We start from the raw sequence: 25,899 nt of genomic DNA, 5'->3' as shown, positions 1-25,899 counted from the left end.
TATATATATATAATTTAAATAACAATGTATAGAAATATTATCTCTATTTTATTGTATATATAATTTTACTTTTATTTAAAACAATGATTTTTTGTTATATAATGAAAATGAAAAGTAATTTTTGAAAGTAATTTTTGAAAGGAATTTTAATGAAAAATAAAATTGTAAATACAGTTAGAGCGTTATCAGCTGAGATGGTATTAAAAGCAAATTCAGGACACCAAGGGATGCCAATAGGGGCGGCTCCAATGGCTGTTACATTATTTAATGATGTAATGAAACATAATCCGGAAAATTCCGGTTGGTTTGATAGAGATAGATTTATCTTATCTGCTGGACACGGATCAGCATTGCAATATTCTTTATTACATTTATATGGATATAAATTATCAATGGATGATTTAAAAGAATTTAGACAATTAAATTCAAATACGCCGGGTCATCCGGAATTCGGGGACACTGATGGAGTAGAAGTTACTACTGGACCATTGGGGCAAGGAATTTCAATGGCTGTTGGATTTGCTATGGCAGAAAAACATTTAGCAGCAAAATATAACACTGAAGATATTAAAGTTATTGACCATTATACATATACAATTGCTGGAGATGGTTGTTTAATGGAGGGGATTTCAAATGAAGCTTGTTCATTAGCCGGTACACTTGGATTAGGTAAATTGATAGTTTTATATGATTCGAATAGAATTACAATTGAAGGGACAACTGATTTAGCATTTAGAGAAAATGTTGCAAAGAGATATGAAGCATTAGGATGGCAAGTAATCGATGTTGAAGATGGTACAGATTTAGAAGCTATTAGAAAAGCTTTAGAAGAAGCTAAAAAAGATGAAGACAGACCAACATTGATAGAAATTCATACTACAATCGGTTATGGTTCAAGTAAACAAGGAACACCAGCAGTTCATGGAAATCCATTGAATAAAGATGACATTCAAGAAATGAAGAAAACTTTAGGATACGATTGTAAAGAAGAATTCTTTGTTGCTGATGATGTAAGAGAATATTTGAATAACAAAAAAGAAGAGCTTTCAAAATATGAAGAAGATTGGAATTTATTGGTATCAGAATATAAGACGAAATATAGTGAAAAATATGAAGATTTAATGAAAGCGATTAATAATAATTATGATTTTTCATTCTTAGAAAGTGAAGAATATTATGCATTTGATAAAGCTTTAGCTACAAGAGCTTCATCAGGAGTTGCATTAAATAGAATTGCAAAACATGTGAATAATTTATTTGGTGGTTCGGCAGATTTAGCTGGTTCAAATAATACAAGAATGGAAGAATATGGAGATTTTTCAAAAGAAACTCCTGAAGGGGCAAATTTACATTTCGGTATAAGAGAGCATGCAATGGCTGCTATTGCAAATGGTATTCAATTACATGGTGGTTTGCAATCATATACGGGTACATTTTTGTCATTTGCAGACTATATGAAACCCGCAATCAGACTTTCAGCATTAATGAAACAAAAAGTAATTTATATATTTACTCATGATAGTATCGGACTTGGAGAAGATGGACCTACACATCAAGCAGTAGATCAATTGCCAATGTTAAGAGCTATACCTAACATGGTAAATATTAGACCTGCTGATGCAAGAGAAACAGCAGCAGCATGGGCTTATTCAATTAAAAATAATACAAAACCAATTTCATTAATTTTATCAAGACAAACATTACCAAATCTTGATGGTACGGGAAGCAAGCTATTCAAAGGTGCCTATGTATTAAAAGATTTTGGACAAAATCCTGAAATAATTTTAATGGCAACAGGGTCTGAAGTGCAATTGGCTTATGAAACTGCAGAAAAATTATTTGAAAATGGAAAATCTGTAAGAGTTGTTTCAATGCCATCATTTGAATTGTTTGAAGAACAAAGTGCAGAATATAAAGAATCAGTATTTCCAAAACACATTACAAAGAGAGTTGCAATAGAAGCATCTTCTGAAATGGGATGGTACAAATATATTGGAATGGATGGATTATTTGTTGGCATGTCAACATTTGGTAAATCAGCTCCGGCTGAAGAAGCTTTTGAATATTTTGGATTTACAGTTGATAAAGTTTTAGAAAAAATTGCTGAAAAATTCTAATATAATTTAATAAACATTGAAATTTTGAGCAGCTCAGTGTTGCTCAATTTTTTATTACTTATACAGGAGAAAATATGATACCACTTTATAAGATGATATATAAAAATATAAAGAAACAAATAGATGATGGGATATTAAAAGTTGGAGATTTGATAATGTCGGAATCACAGCTTAGAATGAAATATAAATGTTCAAGAGATACTGTTAGAAAAGCTACATCATTATTGGAAAATAATAATTATATTGAAAAAACTAGAGGAAAACAGGCAAGAGTTAAAGAAAGAAATATATATACATTCCCAACATCAAAAATTGAAACACTAAAAGAATTGAGTAAAAAAAATAATTTGAAAGTTAAAACAAAATTAATATCCATAAATTATGATGTAAAAGATAAGGAAGAATTTACAAAATATTTTAGTAAGAATGTAGAAGTTAAGAGAGTTAGAAATATAGATGGAGAGGATGTAGTTATTGATATTGATTATTTTGATGCTAATTTAATTAAGGGATTAAATAAAAAAATTTGTGAAGATAGTATTTATAAATTTATTGAAACAAATTTAGGTGTTGAAATCGGTTACTCAAAAAAAATCGTGACTGTACAAAAACCTACAAGTGAAGATATGAAATTGTTAGGGATAGATGAGGATTATTTACTCGTAAACGTGATGTCTGCTACATTTACTAAAGACAATTATATATTTCAAACAACTATATCAAAACATAAACATGATAAATTTAGATTTGAAGCCTATGCAGAAAGATAAAATACAAAGGATTTCATATTGCTAAAACCTTCTTATTGTGATATTATTCAGCTAACATACTAGTACGTACATGTTAAAGGAGGGGAATATGGGAAAGTATAGTGAAGATTCTAAAAAATTATTAGAATGTATAGGTGGAAAAGAAAATATAAAATCAGTTAGCCATTGTGTAACAAGAATGAGATTTGTATTGAAAGACGAATCTAAAGCAGATGTAAGTAAAATTGAATTATTCGATACATGGCAAACAGAGATGCAAGAAAAAGGTGGTTGGTCAGCCTGGTTTTTAAATAATCACGATCAACCAAGAGCGATTTCAAGATTTTGTGATGATAAAAATTATCACTATGAATCAGCAACTTTGTTGGGTACACTTACTCATATGATGAGAGGGACTCCATACATTTATCAAGGTGAAGAAATAGGGACTACAAATCCAAGATATTCAACAATTGATGAATATCTTGATGTTGAAAGCAAAAACTATTTTAATATTCTTCTAGAAGAAGGAATGTCAGAAAAAGAAGCTCTTCATGTTATTTCAGAAAGATCAAGAGATAATGGCAGAACACCAATAGCATGGGAAGAAAATTCTGTTAATTACGGATTTTCTGAAACTAAACCATGGCTTGGTTTTGGAAATGTAAGTAATTATTATGATAAAGATAAAAACGTTGAAAAATCAATTTTTAAGTATTATCAAAAATTAATTAAATTAAGAAAAAATTTTAAAGCAATTTCTGAAGGAAGATACAAGAAAGTTAATTCTATTTATCAAAGCTATGTTTTTGAGAGAATATCAGAAAATGAAGAAATTTTAGTAATATTGAATTTTAAAGATTTTTCAGAAAATCTAGATATCTCAAAAGAGATAATAGAAAAATACAAAGATAGTGAAATTTTAATAAATAATTATGATAATTTTGATATTGAAAATTTAAGACCTTATCAGGCAGTGGTTTTGAAAAAATAATAAAAGAGATGATTTCTTTTTGAAGTCATCTTTTTTACATTTATAAAATATTATGTTTTTGATATACTAATATAAGTAAATAACAATAAAAGAGGAATTATGAGAATAAGGTTTAAGAAATTTGCAATACCGGAATTGCAAGAAAATGATTTAGTATATTTTGATCCTAAAAATAATAATGGAAGATGGAATGAAATTTTTGAAAATACCAATCCCATTCATTTGGAAATTGGAGCTGGAAGAGGTGGATTTGTAGCAACATTAGCAGAACAAAATCCAGACATCAACTTTGTTGCAATAGAAATGGATGCAAATATTTTAGTTTATGCAGGAAGATTATTTTTAGAAAAAGGAGTTAGAAATATTAGAGCAATTAGAGGTTTTGCAGAATATTTGGGAGATCATTTTAATGAAGATGAAATTTCAAAAATTTATATAAACTTTTCAAATCCATGGCCAAAGAAAAAACAACATAAGAGAAGACTTACTCATCCAAGGCATCTGAAAATTTATAAAGAAATTCTTAAGAATGGTGGGGAAATCGAGTTTAAGACAGATGATAGGCCATTTTTTGAAGATAGTTTGGAATATTTTAAGGAATGTGGTTTTGAAATTTTAGAACACTCATTTGATCTAAAATTAGAGGATAAGTCAGATAATATTGTTACAGAATACGAAAGAAAATGGCGAGGAATGGGAGTTCCAATCTGTTATGCAAGAGTAAAATCTGTGTGATTATAGAAAAAATAAGGGCTGTTGCAAATAATTAAGAATTTTATTTTTTAATAGTCTTTTTACATTGTAATTTTAGATATACCATTCAATTTAATAGTAAAAAAATGGATTAAAAATATATAAAAGTACCATTCCAAACTAAATAATAGAAAAAGGAATTGATAAGAAAATAAGATTTATACTATTCAATTTAACATTAATAAAAAAAGAATAGATTTTAATAAGGGATTTTATACCATTCAAAAGAACTAAACTTACAATGGAATGGATTGAGTAATAAAATTTATACCATTCTAAAAGTGAAAATCATAAAAAGAAATGAAAAATCAAGGTAATAACAGCAATTCTTATTAATAAAACATATATATGAATTGGAAATATAAATAAAAGAGGATGTTGCAAATAACTAATTATTATTGCAACATCCCATATTTTTATAAGTAACATTTTATAACAGCGACATAAAAATTTAATTTTGATATAATAGAATAAAACAAGACAGGAGAATAAAATGAAACTTATTTGCTATAAAAAATGCAGCACTTGTAAGGCTGTTGAAAAAATGTTAAAAGAAAAAAATATTCAGTACAAATACAGAAATATTGATACTGAAAATCCGTCAAAAGAAGAGTTAAAGTTGTGGCACGAAAAATCTGGATTAGATATAAAAAAATTCTTCAATACGAGTGGTACAATTTACAAAGAAAATAAAATCAAAGATAAATTAAATGATATGACTTTAGATGAAAAATATGAGATATTATCCACAAATGGAATGCTTGTGAAAAGACCAATTTTACTTGAAGAGGATAAAATTTTAGTTGGGCCGGAAGTTAAAAAATATATAGAGGAATTAGAATAAGATGGCATTAGTTAAAGCGAAAATTACAAAAATGGTTTATCCAAACTACTCAATCGCATATGGGGAGAATGGAAAACAATATAGATTTAAAGGTGGAATTTTAGGACAAACAGTTATGCTTAAAGGTGGAAAACTTAAAGCTGGTTTTAATAAAGCGAAACTAATTGAAATAGTTGAAAAATCACCACTTGAAATCAATAATATCTGTGAAAACCCAAACAATTGCAGTGGATGCAAATTTCAAAATGTTGATTATCAAAAAGAGTTAGAAATTAAAGAAGAGATGATTAATGAGCTATATAGTGAAATTCATTGGAATGAAAATATAAAAATAAATCCATCTCCAATAATTTCTTCCTACAGAAACAAAATGGAATATACATTTGGTGATGAGGTTAAGCATGGACCATTGACATTAGGAATGCATAAAGTCGGTTGTTTTTATGAAATAGTTGAAGATGGAGGATGTCAAATATCGCACACTGATTTTGAAGTAATACGAGAATACACACAAAATTTCTTTAGAAAATATGAATTTGATTTTTACCATAAAGTTTCACATCATGGATTTTTAAAGTTTTTTGTAATAAGATATTCATTTTATCAAAAAGCATTCATGCTAAATCTTGTAACAGCAACAACTGATAAGCTTACTCAAGAAATTTTTGATGACTTCATTTCAGGCTTCCAAAGTATGAATATTGAAGGAAAAATAACTTCATTTTACCACACAATTTCAGATTCAATTTCTGATGCAATCAAGCCCGATACAATTACGAAAATTTGGGGAGAAGAGCATTTAACAGAAAAAATTAATGGATTAATTTTCAATATAAGTCCATTTTCATTTTTCCAACCAAATCCAAAAGGGGCTGAAAATTTATACAATAGAGCGGTAGACTTCGCCGGAGAAATAGATAACAAGACAGTTTACGACCTATATTGCGGCACGGGAACAATTTCGCAAATCTTTGCTAAAAAAGCAAAAAAAGTAATCGGAGTCGAAATCGTAGAAGAAGCAGTGATCAAAGCCAAAGAAAATGCGGAAATCAACAACTTATCAAACCTTGACTTCAGAGTAAATGATGTATTAGCCGAAATAGACAATTTAACTGATAATCCAGACATCGTGGTATTAGATCCACCAAGAAGTGGAATCCATGCAGATGCCATCTCAAAAATCTGCCAAATGAACGCACCAACAATTGTTTACATCTCATGCAATCCACAAACCCAAGTCGAAGACTTAAAACTATTTATGGATGGCGGATATAAAATCGAAAAGATAGAATGCTTTGATCAATTTCCGAGGACTATGCATGTGGAGTGCATAGCGTTGATACAAAGAGTGAAATCGTGAAAATCCTGCATTTTAAGCAGTTTTACAAGCATTATGTCTTTAATGAAGATGGCGATGGAGGAAGAAAAAAAGTCCTAAAAAATTATATTGATGTTTATGTTTGCATTGATATGGTGTGTGGAGATACAAAGGGTGAATTGGGAAGTGAGGAATAAGAAATGATGAGATGGATAATAAAAATAATCTTGTTTCCATTCAGCTTGCTACTTAGTATCCTCACAGCCTTTCTAACATTCCTGCTCGGCATAGGAACAACTATTCTGTATTTCTTAATGCTAATGTGTATAGTTGCTGCAATAGGCTCATTTATGCAAAAAGATATATCGCTTGGCATTGAGGCATTGGTATTAGGATTCCTGTTAAGCCCATACGGAATACCGATGGTTGGAGCAGCAGTTATAGCATTTCTTCAAGGAATCAATGAAGCAATAAAATCAATCTAAAAAATTTTATAAAAATGGTTACCAAAGACGATAGAGAAAAAAACTATCGTCTTTTTCTTGCGCGAGTTCGATTAAAGAGAACATATTTATGAAAAAAAGTGTATTTTATGGTATAATATATTAAATTTAGGTTTCTTGAACGGAGGATAAGAATGAGGGTTTTTAGTTATAAAAGATTGTTCAAAAAACTAATTGATTTAGATATGACAAATAATGAATTGATGGAAAAGGCAAAAGTGGGTAAAAGTACATTTTACAAAATGAAGAATGGGCAAAATGTAACTACTGATGTCTTGCTTAGAATTTGTAATGCTTTAGACTGTAGTATTGAAGAAATAGTAGAGTGTATTAAGAAAGAAAATTAATATCTTGAATGGTTAAATGAATAAATGAGTTATATATGATTTGTTAAATAGGGGTGGCAATGTGTTGCGTATCAGTCAATGCATTAAACATGATTTTGATGACTTCACTTTACATGGTGCGGGGATACCACTATGCTTACATATAATTTATCAAAAGGGAAATCTTTGAACGAATTCATAAATAAAGGGAACAATGATAAGATAATAATATGCTTATTTATTATGTTATATACGCAAGATTAAAGGGGATATTGAAAGATGAGAGATGGTACCATTGAATATAAAGTAAAAGTATTTATTAGCTCAAAATGTGGTGGAAGATATACTTTGGTAAGGAAGGCGTTAAAATCTTTATTATCAGAAACAAATATAGTTCAAGTATTTATATTTGAAGAGCAAGGGCCATCAAGCCAACATGTAATAGATAGTTATATCACAAAACTAGATGACTCGGATTTATGCGTGTTCTTGATAGATAATAAGGATGATGTGTCGGATGCTGTCTTGAAAGAACAAAAACGGGCTAGAGAATTAAAAAAGAGGGCATTATATATTTTCTGTGATGAAGATAAAAAGGAACCTACACAACTACAATTAGAAATACGAGATAGCTTTAGAGAAAAATATGACGTAGTTCACGAGTTTTCTGACTTTATTGAAAAAGTATATACTGGAATAATGAGAGATGTTGTTGATATTTATAGAAACTATTGTAGAGAACAATTCGTTGATTTTGCTATTAATGAAGATACAGAAGAGATAAACGTTATAAGTAATAACTATATTATTGATAAAGAACTTTTTCAAGGATTTACTATGACGAGAAATGTAGCTAAAGAGATAATATTTAATACAAAAAAAGAAGAAAGTTCAAGATTAAATTTTAAATTAGATAAAGTGCTTAGTATAATGTTTTCAAATCTATTAGGTCACAATACAAATATACCGATTAATTATTCTAGTTTAGCAAATGAGTTATGTAATAGACATGAATCTTACTTGAAGTCTTTTATTACATATAGAGTTAGAGCTATAGAAGCATATTTTTCAAATGAATTAGATGAATGTGCCAATGAATTAGAAAATGCATACAATGAATCGATTAATAATGATAAAATACCAAACTGGCTTTCCAATGATGTTTTAATTGATTGGAGAAATATTATTGTCTTGCAAGATGAGATAAATAATCAATATTCGTTAGAAATGAAACCACAAACTTTATTGGAAGAAAATCAGGAAAATGTATATTATCCATTACTTGATAGATGTACAGGTAGTTTATCACAAAAACTGCTTAAAAGGTTAATGGCTCAGAAGGTAGATTCTCCATATACAACACATTTTGAAGGAGTGGATGATATTCTTGATGATGTGTCTAATTCATTTATATTATCAATGACTTATGGTTCTCTAACACATCTGTTGTTAATTAGAGATAGAATGATTAGTATACTTTCAAGCTTAAATTTTTTGTATTATGATCATAATATGTACATTTTTCTTATTAAATTATTATTAATGGAACAAAAAGATAAAGAATTAGAAAAAATTATAAGAGCTTATAATCAAAGTACAGATACGATAAATGCAACAGATATTGTGAATATGATTTCAGGAATAAATTTAATCCCAGTTCCACATAAGAGGTTTATTTCAAAATTATTGATCTTAAAACATTATGGTTACTACTTCGGTGATGATTTATTCACTTCATATGTATATCAAGTATTTAAAGAGGTTGATATATGGATTGCAGATGAAAATAGAATTCTAAGTATAGCAAGCTATATCTTTGAATTTTTAATATATAATATATCTAGAATAGATAATAATAAAATTATAGAAGTATGCATAACTCTTATAGAAAAAAACTTCAGGATATATTTCGATAATATATTAAAAGTATTAAGTAGAATTAATTATTCAAAAATATCTACTATCAATCAGGAGAAAGTACTTAAATTGATAATTGATATGATAATGAATGAAGAAATAAGAAAAGGTTGCAATGTACTTTCAAGTTACTTGATAGTATTAAGGAAAAATATAACGATAGATGTTGAATTATTAGATACTACTATTGAAGAATGTATGAACAGCTTTTACTTATCTGAATATTTACTAGAGATAGAGCATAACAGAGGTGATGAAACATACAAGCATATTAATAGGTATATTAAAAGAATTAATCAACGTAATAAAGAGCAAGGAAAGAATGGAACTATAATTGGATATGCTGATGACCCCTATAAAACAATTAGAAATATTATAGAGTTCGATAAACTAAAGCTAGATACAAAACATATAAAATCAATATTATCTTCTATTGTTAGAACATTGCGAGAAGAAAAACAGACTATTGGAGACAAGATTAGAGCAATTGAACTATTCATTTACCTGAAGAACAAATATCCTTATGAAAAAGAATTGGATTTAACATTTTACTCAATAATAGAAGATAAAGAATTAGTATTGTGCGGACGCGAGGACATGTTTTTTGAAAAGGCATCTCTAAGTACTTTAGAATTTAGCTTTATGATGTTACAATTATGCTTCAATAAATATGATTTTTCGGATGTTCTTTCTAAAATGGCAATATTTTCTCAAAAATCAGAAACAGAAATTATAAAATCATTTGAAACTTTAAAATCATTTTTGTATAATGTAGACTTTGACAAATTAGAGGATAGTGTTTTATCTACAATTATTCAGTATTCAATAGGCTTGAGTTCTCATAATGAAAAAGATATAAGAGTGCAAGCTACAAGAACAATAATATTGTTATGTAAGTCTAAATATAAAGAGTTAGCATTAAATCAATTATCTAAAATGATGGATAATGAGATATATCAGATTAAAATTGAAATAATATATGGTGTCTATGAATTAGATTTTAAAGATAATACAAAAAAGAACTATATTATAAAGAAGGGCTTAGTAGATAATCATTATTTGATACGAAAGGCTGCAAATGAAACCAAAGAGAAAATAAGCATAAATAATGATACAATCTAGAATAAATTTATTACTATTTATAGCTTCTTACTAAAGTTGGATGGACTAGGCGTACGAAAACATTATCAAGATATGGATTTTATGACTATAGTATAGATTTTATGATATATAAACAAATGGTTTAAAAAGGCTTAAGGATAATCTTAAAAAAGTTTATAAAAAAAATTGGAAAATACGAATTAGACTTATTATCTTGCGAAAGAATCCAATGGTATTTGAATATGCATAAATTAAATGTTGAGGGTTTTCTAGAAATTATATTTAAGATGTATATCATTAAAAAAATAGTTGATAGAGATGAAGTAAGTCTATCTCTCCATCTCCTTACCCATATAAATTCCATAATTTTTTCGTATCTTGTAAAGCTAGTCCATTGTAGATTTTGTAGAAGAATACTCTTGCATAGTGGTATTCTTTTTTTCTTGTAATTTATCAAGTTTAGATAAAATATCCTTTGAATCTGGGAGATTGGAATAGGATTTTTTGAGTTCTGAAAGGGCATTTTCATATAGGGTAATCTGAGCTTTGTGTTAATGTCAACATAATAATGTACAAAACCGATTAAATAAAAATGTATAATTTGAAGAGATTAATAACATCAGATATGTGGTAAAAACTTTTAATGATGATTATGAAATTGATTTATCTATTGAAATTGACAAGGCTGTAAAACATGGTGAAAAAGAAAGCATCATTGAACAGATTAAGAATTTCCAAAAGCAACAAGACAAGGATGAAAGTTATAGAAAAAAATCAAAGGAAAAATACCATAGAGATGAAATTTAGTTATATAAGGGAGTCGAGATTCACGACTCCCATATTAAGTTACCCTGTAAGTAAAATATATCGTTGAAAATTTTACTTACAGATCATATAATTGATTTAAGTAAAAAATATTTAACTTAGTAGCAATTTTATATGTGATTAGAAAATAATAGAGCAGGTAAACTAATAAGGATGCAAAGTGATTATGAATGCTTTGTTCCAAATAATTTGCAAGATATTGATATTAATATTGATGCAAATATAAATAGGCTAATTAAGAAAGCATATTTACTTTTAGGTAGATTAGATGGAATGGATATCACTTTACCAGATATTGACCTATTTGTATCTATGTATGTACAGAAAGAGGCTGTAATAAGTTCTCAAATTGAGGGGACGCAGGCTTATCTAGTTGATGTACTTCAAAAAGATAGAAATAATGAAAAAATAAAAGAAACAGAAGAGATTGTAAATTATATTAAATCTACAAATTATGCCTTTAATAGACTCAAAGATTTACCATTAAGTATGAGATTAATTCGAGAAACACATAAAGTGTTATTGTCTAAAGTTAGAGGGAAAGAGAAAATGCCAGGGGAATTTAGAAAGTCCCAAAGCTGGATTGGTCCTTCAGGCTCAACATTAAAAGCTTCAAACTTTATACCTCCAGCACCAGGTGAAATGGATATTTGTTTGAGTGATTTGGAAAAATATATCCATGAAGAAGATATAGTTGATGACTTAATAAAAATTGCCCTAGTGTATTATCAATTTGAAACAATTTACCCATTCTTAGACGGTAATGGAAGAATCGGAAGATTACTTATAATCTTGTATTTGAAGGAGAAAGGGCTCATTGAATACCCTATTCTATATCTAAGCTATTTCTTTAAGAAAAACAGGAGCAAGTATTATGAACTATTAAATAATGTGCGGTTTAAGGGAGAGTTTGAAGAATGGGTCAAGTTTTTTGTAGAAGGCATTTGTGAAATATCAGAGGATTCTATCAAATCAATTCAAGATATTGTTCAGTTAAAAGCAAAAGATACTGAAAAAATACGCAACATTACTAAATGCAATGTATCTCACCTTTTATCTGTATATGATTATTTATTGAAACATCCATTTGTAGAAGCTGAATATATCAGAAATTTATTGGCTCTAAGTAAACCAACAATCAATAAGATTTTTGAATCTTTGGTAGAGCTAGAAATATTAAAGTTGGTTGAAGAAAAACAAAGGTATAGGCAATATGTTTACAAGGCATATGTAGATATACTTTCAGAAGGAACGGCTCTATAATTAACAGAAATTGTTCAACAATCTCGATACTTATCTAATGATTTAAGAAGTTGGACAGCCATTTTTTCTTGTGATATTACTAAAATAGTTCTCTTATATGTTTAGAGCATACAAAACGCTTAAAAAGTAAATTTGACGAGTGTAAAAAGGTAATTACAGAAGTGTAAATATTAATGCTAATATAAAAATGTACAAAATTAATTATGATTATATTGACAGTTCCAATACAAAACAAGGAAAAAAAACATGGAAGTCAGCAACTGAAAGAATATGACATTTTTAATAAGACACAAATAATTAATTCTGATTTTGATAAATTTACAAAGAAAATAAATAGTATTAAGAAATGAACTGATGAAAAAAATTAGGTTTTAGCTTATCTCAAGATCTAATCTTCAAAAATTAAAATTCAGAAATAGTATATTATTTTTGAGGAATTTTTTATAGAGGATTAACCCTTAATTATTAAATTATCGATCAAAGCATAGTAGATTTTAAGGGATAAAATAAATTATATAGGAGACATTATGTTATATTTATTTAATCTATTAGTCCCGGTATTAATGATTATTTTAGGTATATTAACAAAAAATAAACCAATAAAAAAAATTAATTCATTTATGGGATACAGAACTGAGTTATCAATGAAATCACAAAAAAATTGGGAAATTGGTCAAAAACTTATGGGAAAAGTTTTGCTTAAAGCAGGAATATATTTGTTATTTTTAAGTATAATATTTATATATATAGTTGAAAAATTTGGTTATGATAAAGTATTATTTGGAATTTTTATGATATTCCAATCATTTTACTTTTTATTTACCATACCAATTATAGAATTACAATTGAAAAAAGAAGTTGATGAATTATAAATATTAAATAAACTCATTAAACCTTAATTTAAGGAGAAATCGATTATAAGGAATAAATTAATGAGAAATTTTAATTATTCTAAAATTAAAGATAAAAAATAGGATTCAGAAGTTCTTGGTTTAGTTGCTTCGATTTATATATACCAGGATAAGCGGCAACTTTAAAGGAACTTGGAAGATTTATTAAACAAGATATTAGAGAACTTTGCCCATCATTAAGTGTAAGTTCGATTGAAGGATCATTGAGGAAGTTAGTAGCTGAAGGTGATATTAAAAGATTGGGTATAGGAAGAGCTACAAAATATATATGATTAAAATGAAAATTCATTAAAACGAAAAATAATTAAGGGAAAGCATCTATATAAAAAAGTAGGTGCTTTTTTGGTACGTAAAATTGATAGCTAAGAATTTATTGCAGAGAAAACTGAAAGAGTACACTTAGATTGCAGATGAATAAGTAAGAAAATAAATAAATCCTGATTTATGTATAAAAGAGAAATAATGAACTATATTAATTTTTATATATGATGTTTTATTTTATGGAGGTAAGATATATGTATGAAATTTCTAAAGAATTTGCACGAAAAATAGTATATGAATTGAAAACTCACATTAACGCCAATTTTAATTTTATGGATAAATCAGGAGTTATCATAGCATCGGTTGATCCTACTAGAATAGGAGGTTTACATTTAGGAGCAAAGCAAATTATTGATAAGTCTTTGGAGATGTTTTATATAAGTGCTGAGATGGAAAATGAAAATACAAAAGAGGGCATAAACTTAGCCTTAAAAGTGTTTGGAGAGATAGTAGGAGTTGTAGGCATTACAGGAAAAAAAGATAAGGTCATGCCCTATGCTACAATAGTTAAGAAAATGACAGAAATAATGATTGAGGGTTCAATCATTAAAGAAGATAGCAGATTAAAAAGACATATAAAGTATAGATATATAGAAGATCTTCTTGCAAATCCTGCACTGTCAAAAAATCATGATTTTATAACCAGAGGAATAGAAATTGGAATTGATATAAGATTAAAAAGAAGGGCGGTAGTATTTTCCTTAAAGAATTATGCGGATTTGATTGTTTCAATTGAAGGTCAGAGAATTATAGATAGCATAGATGATATAGTGAGAGAATTTGCAGATTATAACACAAAAATTTTATATTTGTATTTACCAAGTCACTATACATTTTTTTATAATGTGGATGATTTTAGATTTGAAAATAAATTATATAAATTAGGGAATAAAATAAATCAAATGTTTAATCAAAGACTTATATTTGGTATAGGAGATATCATAAGTGATAAAATCTCCTATAGGAACTCATACACTCAAGCACTAAGAGCTAAAGAATTGGCTGTAAAGATTGGAAAAAGTATAGTTTATTATGATGAGTTGCAATTGGAGAATTATTTATTGGACATAGATATGGATAAAATGAATAGTTTTATTAATGCTTTTTCAGAAAAAATTCCACGTTCCGACCTTCTTTTGTACATACAAATCATAGATGCGTATTTTGAGAGTGACGGATCTATAAAATTAATCGCTAAAAATTTTTATCTTCACAAAAACACAATTCAGTATAGATTGCAAAAGATGTTTGAATTTACAGGTTTTGATATTCGAAAGCCTTCACACGCTATATATTATTATTTTTTCTTGGAGTTTTATAGAATTTTATATGGCGTAGAAAGGTAAATATAAATTTAGTATATAAAACTAAAAATATGCTGAAAAATCATTCTCCATAACATAGAAAACACTTTCTTTTGAGAATATAATTTATATTAGATATGCAGGAATTTGAGCATATAAAATTTATTTTAGGAGGAAAGTATGACAGGCATTTCATTTTCAATTGTTTTTATAATTGCAATTGTAATCATGATATTACTTATTAGTAAATTTAAGGTTCACCCTTTTTTATCAATATTATTTGTTTCTGTTGCATTAGGTTTAATAGGAGGAATCCCATTAAATAATGTTACAAATGAAAAAGGAGAAGTTATAAAGGGCATTGCTTCCGTAGTAGGAGAGGGTTTTTCATCTACATTTACCAGCATAGGGATTGTTATAATTTTTGGGGCTTTATTAGGCACTATACTCGAAAAAACCGGTGCAGCAATTAAGTTATCAGACATGGTTATAAAATTAGTAGGGAAAAAAAGACCGGATATAGCTATAATGCTTATGGGATGGGTAGTTTCAATACCCGTTTTTTGTGACTCGGGATTTGTAATATTAAATCCAATTAGAAAAGCGTTAGTTAAGAGAACAAATATATCGGGTGTTACCATGTCAGTTGCTTTATCAGTTGGGCTATATTGTTCACATGTATTTATACCACCTACTCCGGGACCGATAGCAGCTGCGGCAACGTTAGGCGTTGGAGATTATTTATTAACTGTTATGTTTTATGGTTTTTTAGCATCTATACCTGCTTTAATAGGAGGCTACTTATATGCTAAATATATAGGAAAAAAAGTCGAATCTAATGAAGATATAGCAAATGAAAAAGATATAAAGACTTACGAGGAATTGGTAAAAGAATATGGTCAATTGCCTTCTGGGTTTATGTCTTTATTTCCAATTTTATTTCCAATAATTTTAATGGCATTTTCAAATATATCAAAGATTGCCGGATGGAAAGGAACTTTAAGAGAAATATGTGTATTTTTTGGTACTCCTATAGTTGCCTTGGCTGTAGGTGTGATACTTTCAATAATAATATTATTTTCAAGAAAAGAAATTTCAAAACTTTATGAATATACAAATGATACATTAAAGGTTGTAGGACCTATACTATTTATCACAGCGGCTGGGGGAGTTTTGGGAAAAGTTATATCAAATACCAGTTTAGTTTCTTATATAGCTGAAAATGCACAAGTTTTCCAATCTATAGGAATATTTTTCCCATTTATACTTTCTGCAATATTCAAAACGGCTCAGGGCTCTTCAACTGTAGCTATAACTACTACCGCCGGAATTATGGCGCCATTATTGCCGTTTTTGGGATTTTCTACACCTCAACATGCTGCTTTAGTTGTAATAGCAATTGGTGCTGGAGCTATGACTGTATCCCATGCTAATGATTCATATTTCTGGGTGGTAACAAATTTTGGTGGAATGGAGGCAGATCAAGGATATAAAACTCAAACTATTGCAACATTAATCGAAGGAATTTGTTCTATGGTTGCAGTATTTATTATCTCTTTATTTATTTAATTAAAAGGAGTTAGTTATGACAATTAGAAAACATGCTTATCAAATTATAAGGCAAACACTTGAAGCTGTTCAGCCTGATAATGCTGTAAAAAAAGCACTATCACAAATAAATTTACAATCAAAAAATCTATATTTATTAGCTATAGGTAAGGCAGCTTGGAGTATGGCTAATGCGGCAGCAAAAGTTTTAGGCAATAAAATTAACAAAGGTATAGTAATCACAAAATATGATCACGTGATGGGAGAAATTCCAAATATTAAATGTTATGAAGCTGGGCATCCGATTTCGGATGATAATTCCTATTATGCTACAGATCAAGCTCTGAAAATGGTTGAAAATTTAAATAAAGATGATTTGGTTTTACTATTGATATCAGGAGGAGGTTCAGCTCTATTTGAAAAATCAATAATACCGAAAGATCTTACCAAGGATATTAATGAACAGCTTTTAGCTTCGGGAGCAAGTATAGAAGAAATAAATACTATAAGAAAAAGACTTTCTAAGGTCAAGGGTGGAAGATTTGCTCAATTGTGCCATCCTGCGAGGCTTGAAGTTATAGTTTTAAGTGATATTATAGGAGATCCTTTAGATATGATAGCCTCGGGACCTGCTTATCCAGATAAGTCAACTAGTCAGCAAGCTTTAGAAATAGTAGATAAATATAATCTTAGAATTTCTGATGATATAAAAAAACTATTACTTATAGAAACTCCTAAGCATATAGAAAATGCACATCATATCGTAATGGGAAGTGTTAAGGAATTGGTTCATCAAGTATCTAATTTTGCAAATAAATTAGGTTATAAATCACTTATCTTAACAGATGAGCTAGATTGTATAGCTAAAGAAGCAGGCTCTTTTTTAGCCTCTATTGTAAAGACATATAGAGATAAAGGACCACTTGCAATTATATTAGGAGGAGAAACAGTTGTAGAGATTACAGGAAATGGAAAAGGTGGCAGAAATCAAGAAATAGCTCTAAGTGCGGCAGAAAAAATTTCATCTTTAGATAATGTTATAATTTTCAGTGTAGGCTCTGACGGTACAGATGGGCCAACTGATGCTGCCGGAGCAATAGTTGATGGTAATACAAAAAGACTGTTAGAAGATAAGGGATATAAAATTTATGATATATTAAAAAATAATGACTCTTATTCTTACTTAAAAAAAGTTGATGGTCTTATAATTACAGGGCCTACAGGTACTAATATAAATGATTTTACAGTTGCTTTAATTAGATAGTAAATGAGTTTATTGTAAAATAGATGATTATCCTTTAAATTACAAAAATTTAATAAAAAGCACTAAAAAGAGCTCTGGATTTGAATATCTAGAGCTCTTTTATATGGTATAGTATTAATATTAAAAACTAAAATAATATACCCTAAAACAAATTTTTAGTCATTTGTAACAATACCATAGTTTATTAAATTGTCCTTAGTTAATATTTGAATTGATATGAATGGTGTTATAAAATTGTTTTATTTTTTAGCTTCATTTTTTCTATTTCTTCATTTATAGAAGATTTTTTTAAGTTGAAAAAATTTATCCAATAATCAACATCAATATTTTTAAGATTTTCTCTATATTATCAGATTGTAAAAATAGATAAGACAAAAAAACTTGTTAGGAGAACCTAATTGATGTATAATAATTTATAGACGATACCGTCGATAACTATTAAAGGAGGAAAAATGTGTGCGGCTAAAAGACTAGGTGAGGTGGAGAGAAGAAAAGAAATTATGGATTCAGCTGCAAAAGTAATTGCAGAAAAGGGACTTGAAAAGACAACAATGGAAGAAATAATTGCAGGAACAAGTTTATCTAAAGGTGGAGTTTATCACTATTATGGAAGTGTTATCGAAATTTTTAGAGACATTATGATTAACGGAAACAAATACAGGGATGAAATTATAAGAGAACATTTGGATAAGTCTCATAAAAATGTTACTAAGGAGTTTATGGCTAAGGAGCTTGTAACAAAGATAATTGACGATAATCCGTACATACCACTTTATGTTGAGTTTTTAATTGCTAAAAAAAGAAATCCGGAGTTGAGCAATCTAATGATAGAACTACAGGAGCAGACAAAAGAAAGACTCAAAACGGTTATGAATGAAGAACCAAGATGGATAACCGACTCAAATATTTTTCAATTAGTTACTGATTTTGTAAATGCAATGATTCTTGCATCAAATGTTTTGGAAGCAAGAGAAAATTTGACCAAGAATAGGCATATTTTAGAAAAAATGATTATTTGTATATTTGAAAACGGAGGTACTGAAAATGAAGTTTTATAAAATTATTTTTAATATTTTTCGTGAATATGATTGTTAGGTTGTGAAATTTCAAATTAAATAAGGTATGGTTTTATAAATAATGGAGAGTTTTTTGAAGAAAACATCAAACTGTTTATTGACAGCTATGATAAGGTAAATAGAGTATTTTTTTTTATAATCGCAGTGTAGTTGTACGCTAAGAAAGGAGAAAAATTAATGAAGAAGAAAAAAAATAATGATGAATTGTTTGATAAATCTTCGGACAGCAAGAAGTCTAATGAAAATGAAAATTTAATAAAAGAAATAGAAAGTTTAAATCTTGATGTCCCTATTGAGATTATGCAGCGAATCGAAAGTGATATTGAGCAAAGTGAAAAACAACCCAAAATCAGTATGGGTGGATTAAATAAAGCACTTATGAATGTAGCTCCGGAGTATAAGGGGAGGATGCGTCTTTCTGTTATTTTTGCCTGCGTTGGAGAACTTTTTAGTTTTTCTGCTTATTTCTTCAGTGCTTATGCGGCAGGATGGTTAATAAAAAATTCCGGAGGTAATCCTGTCGGGTTTGATTTACTTTTGAAATATGCTTTTTTAGCGGTAGGATCATTGATGCTTTACTTTATATTTACTGGATTTAGTACAACAATTTCACATAAAACATCATTTTCTATACTTTCAAAACTTAGACAGACTTTATTTGAAAAATTAAAGGTAATTCCGATGGGATACCTAGTGGATAATCCTGTGGGCAAAATTAAGGTAATTATCATGGATAGAGTAGCGGATATGGAAGATTGGGTAGCACATATTATACCGGAATTGCCCAGCAGACTTTTACATCCGATACTATGTATAATCATTTTATTTTTATTAGACTGGCGTATAGGATTGTCAATATTTGTACCACTGCCAATTGCTTTTATCGGAATGGCTACTATGATGTACAAGTACCGTAGCAGGATGGCTGTGTGGCTATCGAGTTATGCCAATGTTGCGGACAGAAGTGCTGAGTATGTTCGTGGGATTCCTGTAATCAAAGCTTTTGCACAAGATAAAGTTTCTTATGGAAAATTTGCAGATGCTGTAAAATTCTATCATTTTTCTACGATGAAGTGGTGGAAACAAAGTTGGTTCGGAAGAGCACTTATGACTGCGGCTATGATGACACCACAGATAGTTAGTATGCCTTTAGCTTTTTATTTATATGGGAACGGACAAATAGGCATCGAAACCTTAATTTTATCACTTATACTGCCGATAGCTATTCTTCCACAGGCTTTTGCAATCATGATGAGCTTTGAACTTTTCCAAATGGCATCCAATACTTGGGTATCTATACAAGAACTCATTGATATGCCTGTACAAAAGCGACCTGATTCAAAAAATAAAGTTGCTATAGACAAGAATAAAGGAATTAAGTTTGATAATGTAAGTTTTTCTTATCATGACGGAACTGAGGTATTGCATAACATTTCTTTTGAAACAAAACCCGGAGAAGTAACTGCACTTGTGGGACCTTCAGGTGGAGGAAAATCTACGATTGCAAAACTTTTGGCAGGCTTTTGGGATCAGTCATCGGGCACAATCTCTATTGGAGGTGTGGATACAAATAAAATCTCATTTAAACAGCTTGCAGAAGAGATTTCTTTCGTATCACAAGATAACTTTCTATTTGATGTTAGTATCAGAGATAATATAAGAATTGGTAAACCGTGGGCGCGTGAGGATGAAATTATTGCGGCAGCAAAAGCTGCTCATTGTCATGATTTTATTATGGCACTTCCTGAGGGGTATGATACTAAAGCGGGTGAAGCAGGCGGAGCGATGTCAGGTGGAGAAAGACAACGTATAACTCTTGCCAGAGCAATATTGAAACCTGCATCAACAATTGTCTTAGATGAGGCAACAGCTTATGCCGATCCGGAAAATGAAGCACTCATTCAAGAAGCATTATCTCATCTTGTAAAGGGAAAAAATCTTGTGATGGTTGCTCATAGATTAAATACAATTAAGCAGGCACATCAAATAATTTTAATTGATAAAGGTAAAATTATAGCTAGAGGTAAACACGATGAACTTATGAAAGAGCCGCTATATGCAAGTCTTTGGAAACAATATTTAGGAGAGGAGTAGGATATGAAGTTTATAAAATTATCATTTAAATTAGCGGGACAGTATAAAAATCGACTTAAAGCGGGAATATTACTTATTTTTCTTCAAAACGCTTCCGTGTTGTTTGGATTTTTCGCTCTATTCCTTGCATTCGGTTGGATGAAAGAAATTACTGTTGGACATATTTGGACTATTTTTGGAGTATTGTTTGCATCTTTTCTTTTCAATTTTCTCACAGGTTGGGCGAAAAGTGGTCTTAGCGACGGTGTTTTCTTCGGAATTTTCAAGGATTACAGACTTAAAGTCGGAGAAAAACTTAAAAAAGCACCTATGGGATATTTTGCAGAACAAAGTTTATCAAGAATTATGGCAGCATTTACCAATGTTATGAAGAGTCTTGAAAACTACTCTGCAATGAGCATAGACTTTGCTGTTTCCGGAATTTCAATATCATTTTTCCTATTGATTGGAATGTTCGGTGTAAATATTAAAATCGGGATTTTAACTTTGATTTGCTTAATCTTTATTTGGCTATGCGTATTCCTTATGACTAATCAAGCAAAGAAAGAAATTGCACGTGAACATACTGCCATTACCAAGTTGGGAGATGCTTTAGTCGACAGTATCAGCGGTATTCCTGTGCTTCGAAGTTTTCCGCTTGTGAATGAGAGCGTTGAGGAGGAAATACATTCTAAATTGAAAAATGCTTCTGAGGAGCTTAGACTTACTCAAGTACATTTTGAGATGGTTTTTGTTATTTATGCCAGAATTTTTTCTACCGTTATCAATATTTCGAGCCTGTTGGTTACACTATTTTCTTGCTATCTTTATACTAAAGGAGAGGTTTTATTACCACAAGCACTCACTGTTTCGGCTGCCGGTTTTATGATTTTTGGTGGATTAAAACAACTTGAGAATGCAGCTATTTTAATGGTTAAAAATCCTGCCAATATGCAGTATTTGGAGGAAGTTTTAGATATTCCTGAAATAAGTGATGGGACTGTAGAAGTTATGAAAAACAATGATATTGTATTTGACAAAGTGAATTTTGGTTACGATAAGAGAAATCCTGTCTTAAAAGACCTTTCATTTACAATTCCGCAGGGTTCGAGGACAGCTATTGTAGGACCTTCCGGTTCAGGGAAAACTACAATTATCAATTTAATATCTCGTTTTTATGATGTTGACAGTGGTGAAATAAGATTGGGAAATAAGGATATACGAGATTATAAAGTGGAAAATTTACTGAAAAATCTTTCTCTTGTTTTCCAGGATGTTTATCTTTTCAGAGATACCATAGAAAACAATATTCGCTTTGCAAATCCTGATGCAAGTCATGAACAAGTAGTGGAAGCTGCTAAGAAGGCTCGTTGTCATAATTTTATTATGGAACTTCCCGACGGTTATAACACTATGGTAGGCGAAGGGGGAAGTTCTCTTTCAGGCGGAGAAAAACAGAGAGTTTCTATTGCGAGAGCGTTACTGAAAAATGCACCGATTATTCTTTTAGATGAGGCGACCAGCTCTGTTGATCCTGAAAATGAATATGAGATTTTGGCGGCTATTGAAGAATTATCCAAAGGGCATACTGTTATTTCTATAGCACACAGACTTTCTACGGTGAAAAAAGCGGATCAAATTTTAGTAATTGATAAAGGTAGATTGGTGCAAGTCGGGAAACATAGTGAATTAGTTCTTAAAGACGGAATTTATTCATCCTTTATACAAGCACGAGAACGTGCGGCCAATTGGAGATTATAGGAATTAGAAAAATTTATTAGGAGGAAGAAAATGAGAGAAAATAAACTAAAAATCAAAGATTTAGTAACCATTGGTGTATTTGCAGTTATCTATTTTGTAGTAATGTTCGGTGTGGGAATGATAGGAATGGTACCTATTTTATTCTTAGTATATCCAACTCTTCTTGGTATTGTGACAGGTACAATTATTATGTTATTTATGGCAAAGGTTCAAAAACCTTGGGGCTTATTTATATTAGGAATACTATCCCCATTATTGATGTTTGCTATGGGGCATACCTATGTAATAGCAGTTCATGCTATTGTTGTTATGTTTATTGCTGAAATGATAAGAAAAGTGGGCGGATATAATTCTTTTAAATACAATATGTTTGCTTTTGCGATTTTTAATACATGGATTTGTGGATCTTTAATGCAAATGCTATGGGCAAAAGAAAAATATATTAAATTATCAATGATGATGGGAAAAGAATATGTAGATGCTTTAGAAAAGTTAATTACCTATCCAAATATGTTATTAGTTTATGCCGGTGCTTTAATAGGCGGAATTATCGGAGCATATATTGGAAAGGCTCTTCTTAAGAAACACTTTAACAAAGCGGGTATTGTTTAATGTTTATTGAGAATAATAGAAGATTAAATCCAAATCCCATAACAAAGTTATTTGTTGTGGGATTATTGGGGTTAACTGTTGTACATTCCATTCATCCTATTTTGGAATGGGCATTGATATTTATTATTTCCATAATGTACTTAATAAATGGCTTTAGAAAAGAAGCGATAAAAAATATTCTTTTATTCGGTATTCTATTTCTTGCACCGAATTTTAAGATATTAGCTCAGTTGCCATTTTTAATAAAGATGTTATTTTCTTTAATTTTTGTACTGCGTATGTTTTATATACCTTTTGCTGCAGGAAAATTTTTGATTAAAACATCGGATGTTGGGAGTATTATTTCATCTATGGATGTCTTAAAAATCCCAAGTGCCATATCTATACCTATAGCGGTGATGTTTCGATTTTTTCCGTCTTTTGCGGAAGAAAGAGAAAATATAAAAATGGCAATGAAAATAAGGGGAATAGAAACAAAAAATCCTTTTAAATATTTAGAGTATGTTATTGTACCTCTTTTAATTATTTCATCTAATATTGCTGATGACATCTCTAAGGCGGCTGAAACAAAATGTATTGCAAATCCCATAAAAAAAACGAGATATGTTAGGGTTGGTGTAAATTTGATCGACTTCATCTATGGGATAGTGATGGCATCAATAGCCATAGGAGGATGGTTATGCTTCAAATAAAAAATCTTTGTTTATCGTATGGAGAAGATAATAAAATATTAAATGATATTTCTTTAAAGGTTCTTGACGGAGAATGTATTTTACTCACAGGTGAAAGCGGAAGCGGAAAGTCCTCTATAATCAATTCAATTAACGGATTAGCATTTGCCTATGAAGATGCCGTTGGAACAGGTAGCATTAAAGTAGATGAAAAAGAAATAAAGAACTTAGAGCTTTATGAAGTATCCCTACTTATTGCCAGTGTTTTTCAAAATCCTAAGACACACTTTTTTAATGTTAATACTACAATAGAACTCCTGTTTTATTTAGAGAACATCGGGTTATCTAAAGAGGATATGGACTCACGTATGCAAGAAATGCTGAAAATATTTCATATAGAGCATTTACTTGGACGTAGTATCTTTGAATTATCCGGTGGAGAAAAACAGATATTGTGTGTAGCTGCTTCATATATTTCCGGATGTAAAATTATAGTACTTGATGAACCGTCATCAAACTTGGATGACAAGCACATAAATATTTTAATGAAAATGCTAAAAATGTTAAAAGAAAAGAAAATAACGCTTATTCTTGCAGAGCATCGAATTTATTATCTGATGAATTTGGTCGATTATATTTATTTAATAAAACGAGGAAGAATTGACCAAGTTTTTAACAAAGAAGATTTTTTGTCATTATCAAGTGAAAGTTTGAGTAAATACGGACTTCGTTCAATACACAAGACACCCTTACACAAGACACCCTTAAGTAAAAATCAAAAACTTCATGGAAAAGATTTAGTCATTCAAACGATGAAGATTGATTTTGAAGATAAAGGGCAGTTAATCCTTAAAGATATATCTTTTGATTTGGGAAAAATTTATGGCATTGTTGGTAAAAACGGTTGTGGAAAATCTACTTTTTTACGTGCAATGACAGGGCTGAATAAAAAAAATAACAGTGAAATTATTTTTAAGGGTAAAAAACTTAGCAAAAGAGAAAGAATGAAAAATTCAGCGTTTGTTATGCAGGATGTAAATCATCAACTTTTTACGGATTCTGTAGAAGAAGAATTGAAACTTGGAGTTAAGGATTTAAGTCAAGATAAAATAGATAGTGTTCTTATTGGACTTGGACTTGATGATTTAAGGGAAAGACATCCTATGAGTTTATCAGGAGGACAAAAACAAAGAGTGGCGATAGCTTCTGTTTTATGTAAAAATTCTAAGTTTATATTTTTTGATGAACCGACAAGCGGAATGGATTATAATAATATGCTAAAAATTTCAAAATTGATAAAGAAAATGAAAACAAAAGATAATATAATATTTATCGTTTCTCATGACATTGAATTTATAAATGCAACAACAGATTATGTTATTTATTTAGAGGATTTTCGTAATTATAAATATTAAGGATAATTAAGATAAGTTGATATGGTATAATAAATTATATAAGAATTTATATATTTTAGATTAAGGAATAATGTATTTTAAATTAAAAAATATAGGAAAATAATCGGTATGAATTTTAAAATAATACATATATATTATATTGCAATTATCGTTTTATTTTTTCATTTTTATATTTACTAATAATTCCAAAAAATAAGATTTTTAAATTTTATAAAGGAGCACAGGGGTTTGAA

At 29.4% G+C, this 25,899-nt stretch carries 22 protein-coding genes; all 22 read left to right on the top strand.

All coding sequences use genetic code 11. From position 1 onward, the window contains the following. Positions 1-149 precede the first annotated feature (149 nt). Entirely contained in the window at positions 150-2,117 is a 1,968-nt protein-coding gene (tkt, locus tag EQF90_RS08100) for a transketolase (RefSeq protein WP_134710860.1), read from the top strand. 74 nt (positions 2,118-2,191) lie between these two features. Continuing rightward, entirely contained in the window at positions 2,192-2,887 is a 696-nt protein-coding gene (locus EQF90_RS08095; protein WP_134710861.1) for a UTRA domain-containing protein, read from the top strand. Positions 2,888-2,975: 88 nt separating this feature from the next. After that, positions 2,976-3,860, top strand: coding sequence for an alpha-amylase family glycosyl hydrolase (locus EQF90_RS08090; RefSeq protein ID WP_167604021.1), 885 nt, complete (start codon positions 2,976-2,978; stop codon positions 3,858-3,860). 99 nt (positions 3,861-3,959) lie between these two features. Further along, positions 3,960-4,595 carry a tRNA (guanosine(46)-N7)-methyltransferase TrmB gene (trmB, locus tag EQF90_RS08085; protein ID WP_134710863.1) on the top strand — a complete coding sequence of 212 codons (636 nt, stop codon included), beginning with the start codon at positions 3,960-3,962 and terminating at the stop codon, positions 4,593-4,595. Positions 4,596-5,106: 511 nt separating this feature from the next. Further along, positions 5,107-5,457, top strand: a complete 351-nt coding sequence (locus EQF90_RS08080; protein WP_134710864.1) for a Spx/MgsR family RNA polymerase-binding regulatory protein — start codon at positions 5,107-5,109, stop codon at positions 5,455-5,457. Between the two features lies 1 nt (position 5,458). Continuing rightward, positions 5,459-6,817, top strand: coding sequence for a 23S rRNA (uracil(1939)-C(5))-methyltransferase RlmD (rlmD, locus tag EQF90_RS08075; protein WP_134710865.1), 1,359 nt, complete (start codon positions 5,459-5,461; stop codon positions 6,815-6,817). After that, a complete protein-coding gene (locus EQF90_RS08070; protein ID WP_019107307.1) occupies positions 6,814-6,972 on the top strand; it encodes a hypothetical protein in 159 nt (52 codons plus the stop codon). Before rlmD ends, EQF90_RS08070 begins: the two co-directional genes overlap by 4 nt. A 3-nt stretch (positions 6,973-6,975) precedes the next feature. Continuing rightward, a complete protein-coding gene (locus EQF90_RS08065) occupies positions 6,976-7,260 on the top strand; it encodes a CD1845 family protein (RefSeq protein WP_439330663.1) in 285 nt (94 codons plus the stop codon). A gap of 152 nt (positions 7,261-7,412) precedes the next feature. Next, complete coding sequence (locus EQF90_RS08060; protein WP_134710866.1) at positions 7,413-7,625, top strand: helix-turn-helix domain-containing protein; 213 nt, start codon at positions 7,413-7,415, stop codon at positions 7,623-7,625. A 258-nt stretch (positions 7,626-7,883) separates the two neighbouring features. Continuing rightward, positions 7,884-10,643: a hypothetical protein gene (locus EQF90_RS08055; protein ID WP_134710867.1), complete on the top strand. Its 2,760-nt coding sequence runs from the start codon at positions 7,884-7,886 to the stop codon at positions 10,641-10,643. A 606-nt stretch (positions 10,644-11,249) separates the two neighbouring features. Next, entirely contained in the window at positions 11,250-11,429 is a 180-nt protein-coding gene (locus EQF90_RS08050; RefSeq protein WP_134710868.1) for a hypothetical protein, read from the top strand. A gap of 171 nt (positions 11,430-11,600) precedes the next feature. Continuing rightward, positions 11,601-12,710, top strand: a complete 1,110-nt coding sequence (locus EQF90_RS08045) for a Fic family protein (RefSeq protein WP_134710869.1) — start codon at positions 11,601-11,603, stop codon at positions 12,708-12,710. 527 nt (positions 12,711-13,237) lie between these two features. Further along, on the top strand, positions 13,238-13,582 hold the full coding sequence (locus EQF90_RS08040; RefSeq protein WP_134710870.1) for an SdpI family protein: 345 nt from the start codon (positions 13,238-13,240) through the stop codon (positions 13,580-13,582). A 554-nt stretch (positions 13,583-14,136) separates the two neighbouring features. Next, positions 14,137-15,288: a CdaR family transcriptional regulator gene (locus tag EQF90_RS08035; RefSeq protein ID WP_167604023.1), complete on the top strand. Its 1,152-nt coding sequence runs from the start codon at positions 14,137-14,139 to the stop codon at positions 15,286-15,288. A 138-nt stretch (positions 15,289-15,426) separates the two neighbouring features. Then, complete coding sequence (locus EQF90_RS08030; protein WP_134710872.1) at positions 15,427-16,815, top strand: GntP family permease; 1,389 nt, start codon at positions 15,427-15,429, stop codon at positions 16,813-16,815. Positions 16,816-16,831: 16 nt separating this feature from the next. Further along, a complete protein-coding gene (locus EQF90_RS08025; protein ID WP_134710873.1) occupies positions 16,832-18,058 on the top strand; it encodes a glycerate kinase type-2 family protein in 1,227 nt (408 codons plus the stop codon). Between the two features lie 452 nt (positions 18,059-18,510). Then, the gene (locus tag EQF90_RS08020; RefSeq protein WP_134710874.1) at positions 18,511-19,116 is read left to right on the top strand and encodes a TetR/AcrR family transcriptional regulator; all 606 of its coding nucleotides are present in this window, start codon (positions 18,511-18,513) and stop codon (positions 19,114-19,116) included. A gap of 195 nt (positions 19,117-19,311) precedes the next feature. After that, on the top strand, positions 19,312-21,228 hold the full coding sequence (locus tag EQF90_RS08015) for an ABC transporter ATP-binding protein (protein ID WP_134710875.1): 1,917 nt from the start codon (positions 19,312-19,314) through the stop codon (positions 21,226-21,228). A 3-nt stretch (positions 21,229-21,231) separates the two neighbouring features. Then, positions 21,232-22,968 (top strand): ABC transporter ATP-binding protein, encoded by a 1,737-nt coding sequence (locus EQF90_RS08010; RefSeq protein WP_134710876.1) that lies wholly within the window; start codon positions 21,232-21,234, stop codon positions 22,966-22,968. A gap of 30 nt (positions 22,969-22,998) precedes the next feature. Continuing rightward, positions 22,999-23,580 (top strand): MptD family putative ECF transporter S component, encoded by a 582-nt coding sequence (locus tag EQF90_RS08005; RefSeq protein ID WP_004819285.1) that lies wholly within the window; start codon positions 22,999-23,001, stop codon positions 23,578-23,580. Next, positions 23,580-24,272, top strand: a complete 693-nt coding sequence (locus EQF90_RS08000) for an energy-coupling factor transporter transmembrane component T (RefSeq protein WP_134710877.1) — start codon at positions 23,580-23,582, stop codon at positions 24,270-24,272. The genes EQF90_RS08005 and EQF90_RS08000 overlap by 1 nt, the downstream gene beginning before the upstream one ends. Continuing rightward, positions 24,260-25,666: an ABC transporter ATP-binding protein gene (locus EQF90_RS07995; protein ID WP_134710878.1), complete on the top strand. Its 1,407-nt coding sequence runs from the start codon at positions 24,260-24,262 to the stop codon at positions 25,664-25,666. Before EQF90_RS08000 ends, EQF90_RS07995 begins: the two co-directional genes overlap by 13 nt. Positions 25,667-25,899: the final 233 nt, after the last annotated feature.

This window comes from Helcococcus ovis (assembly GCF_004524775.2).
Classification (GTDB): Bacteria; Bacillota; Clostridia; order Tissierellales; family Peptoniphilaceae; genus Helcococcus; species Helcococcus ovis.
This window is presented reverse-complemented; position numbering and strand designations above follow the sequence as displayed.

Bases quoted from the DNA above. Each gene is read 5' to 3' on its own strand.
- EQF90_RS08030 (WP_134710872.1), top strand. From the start codon at position 15,427: ATGACAGGCATTTCATTTTCAATTGTTTTTATAATTGCAATTGTAATC.
- EQF90_RS08040 (WP_134710870.1), top strand. From the start codon at position 13,238: ATGTTATATTTATTTAATCTATTAGTCCCGGTATTAATGATTATTTTA.
- rlmD (WP_134710865.1), top strand. From the start codon at position 5,459: ATGGCATTAGTTAAAGCGAAAATTACAAAAATGGTTTATCCAAACTAC.
- EQF90_RS07995 (WP_134710878.1), top strand. From the start codon at position 24,260: ATGCTTCAAATAAAAAATCTTTGTTTATCGTATGGAGAAGATAATAAA.
- EQF90_RS08090 (WP_167604021.1), top strand. From the start codon at position 2,976: ATGGGAAAGTATAGTGAAGATTCTAAAAAATTATTAGAATGTATAGGT.
- EQF90_RS08035 (WP_167604023.1), top strand. From the start codon at position 14,137: ATGTATGAAATTTCTAAAGAATTTGCACGAAAAATAGTATATGAATTG.
- EQF90_RS08010 (WP_134710876.1), top strand. From the start codon at position 21,232: ATGAAGTTTATAAAATTATCATTTAAATTAGCGGGACAGTATAAAAAT.
- EQF90_RS08060 (WP_134710866.1), top strand. From the start codon at position 7,413: ATGAGGGTTTTTAGTTATAAAAGATTGTTCAAAAAACTAATTGATTTA.
- EQF90_RS08000 (WP_134710877.1), top strand. From the start codon at position 23,580: ATGTTTATTGAGAATAATAGAAGATTAAATCCAAATCCCATAACAAAG.
- EQF90_RS08065 (WP_439330663.1), top strand. From the start codon at position 6,976: ATGATGAGATGGATAATAAAAATAATCTTGTTTCCATTCAGCTTGCTA.
- EQF90_RS08015 (WP_134710875.1), top strand. From the start codon at position 19,312: ATGAAGAAGAAAAAAAATAATGATGAATTGTTTGATAAATCTTCGGAC.
- trmB (WP_134710863.1), top strand. From the start codon at position 3,960: ATGAGAATAAGGTTTAAGAAATTTGCAATACCGGAATTGCAAGAAAAT.
- EQF90_RS08045 (WP_134710869.1), top strand. From the start codon at position 11,601: ATGCAAAGTGATTATGAATGCTTTGTTCCAAATAATTTGCAAGATATT.
- EQF90_RS08020 (WP_134710874.1), top strand. From the start codon at position 18,511: ATGTGTGCGGCTAAAAGACTAGGTGAGGTGGAGAGAAGAAAAGAAATT.
- EQF90_RS08055 (WP_134710867.1), top strand. From the start codon at position 7,884: ATGAGAGATGGTACCATTGAATATAAAGTAAAAGTATTTATTAGCTCA.
- EQF90_RS08095 (WP_134710861.1), top strand. From the start codon at position 2,192: ATGATACCACTTTATAAGATGATATATAAAAATATAAAGAAACAAATA.
- tkt (WP_134710860.1), top strand. From the start codon at position 150: ATGAAAAATAAAATTGTAAATACAGTTAGAGCGTTATCAGCTGAGATG.
- EQF90_RS08025 (WP_134710873.1), top strand. From the start codon at position 16,832: ATGACAATTAGAAAACATGCTTATCAAATTATAAGGCAAACACTTGAA.
- EQF90_RS08080 (WP_134710864.1), top strand. From the start codon at position 5,107: ATGAAACTTATTTGCTATAAAAAATGCAGCACTTGTAAGGCTGTTGAA.
- EQF90_RS08005 (WP_004819285.1), top strand. From the start codon at position 22,999: ATGAGAGAAAATAAACTAAAAATCAAAGATTTAGTAACCATTGGTGTA.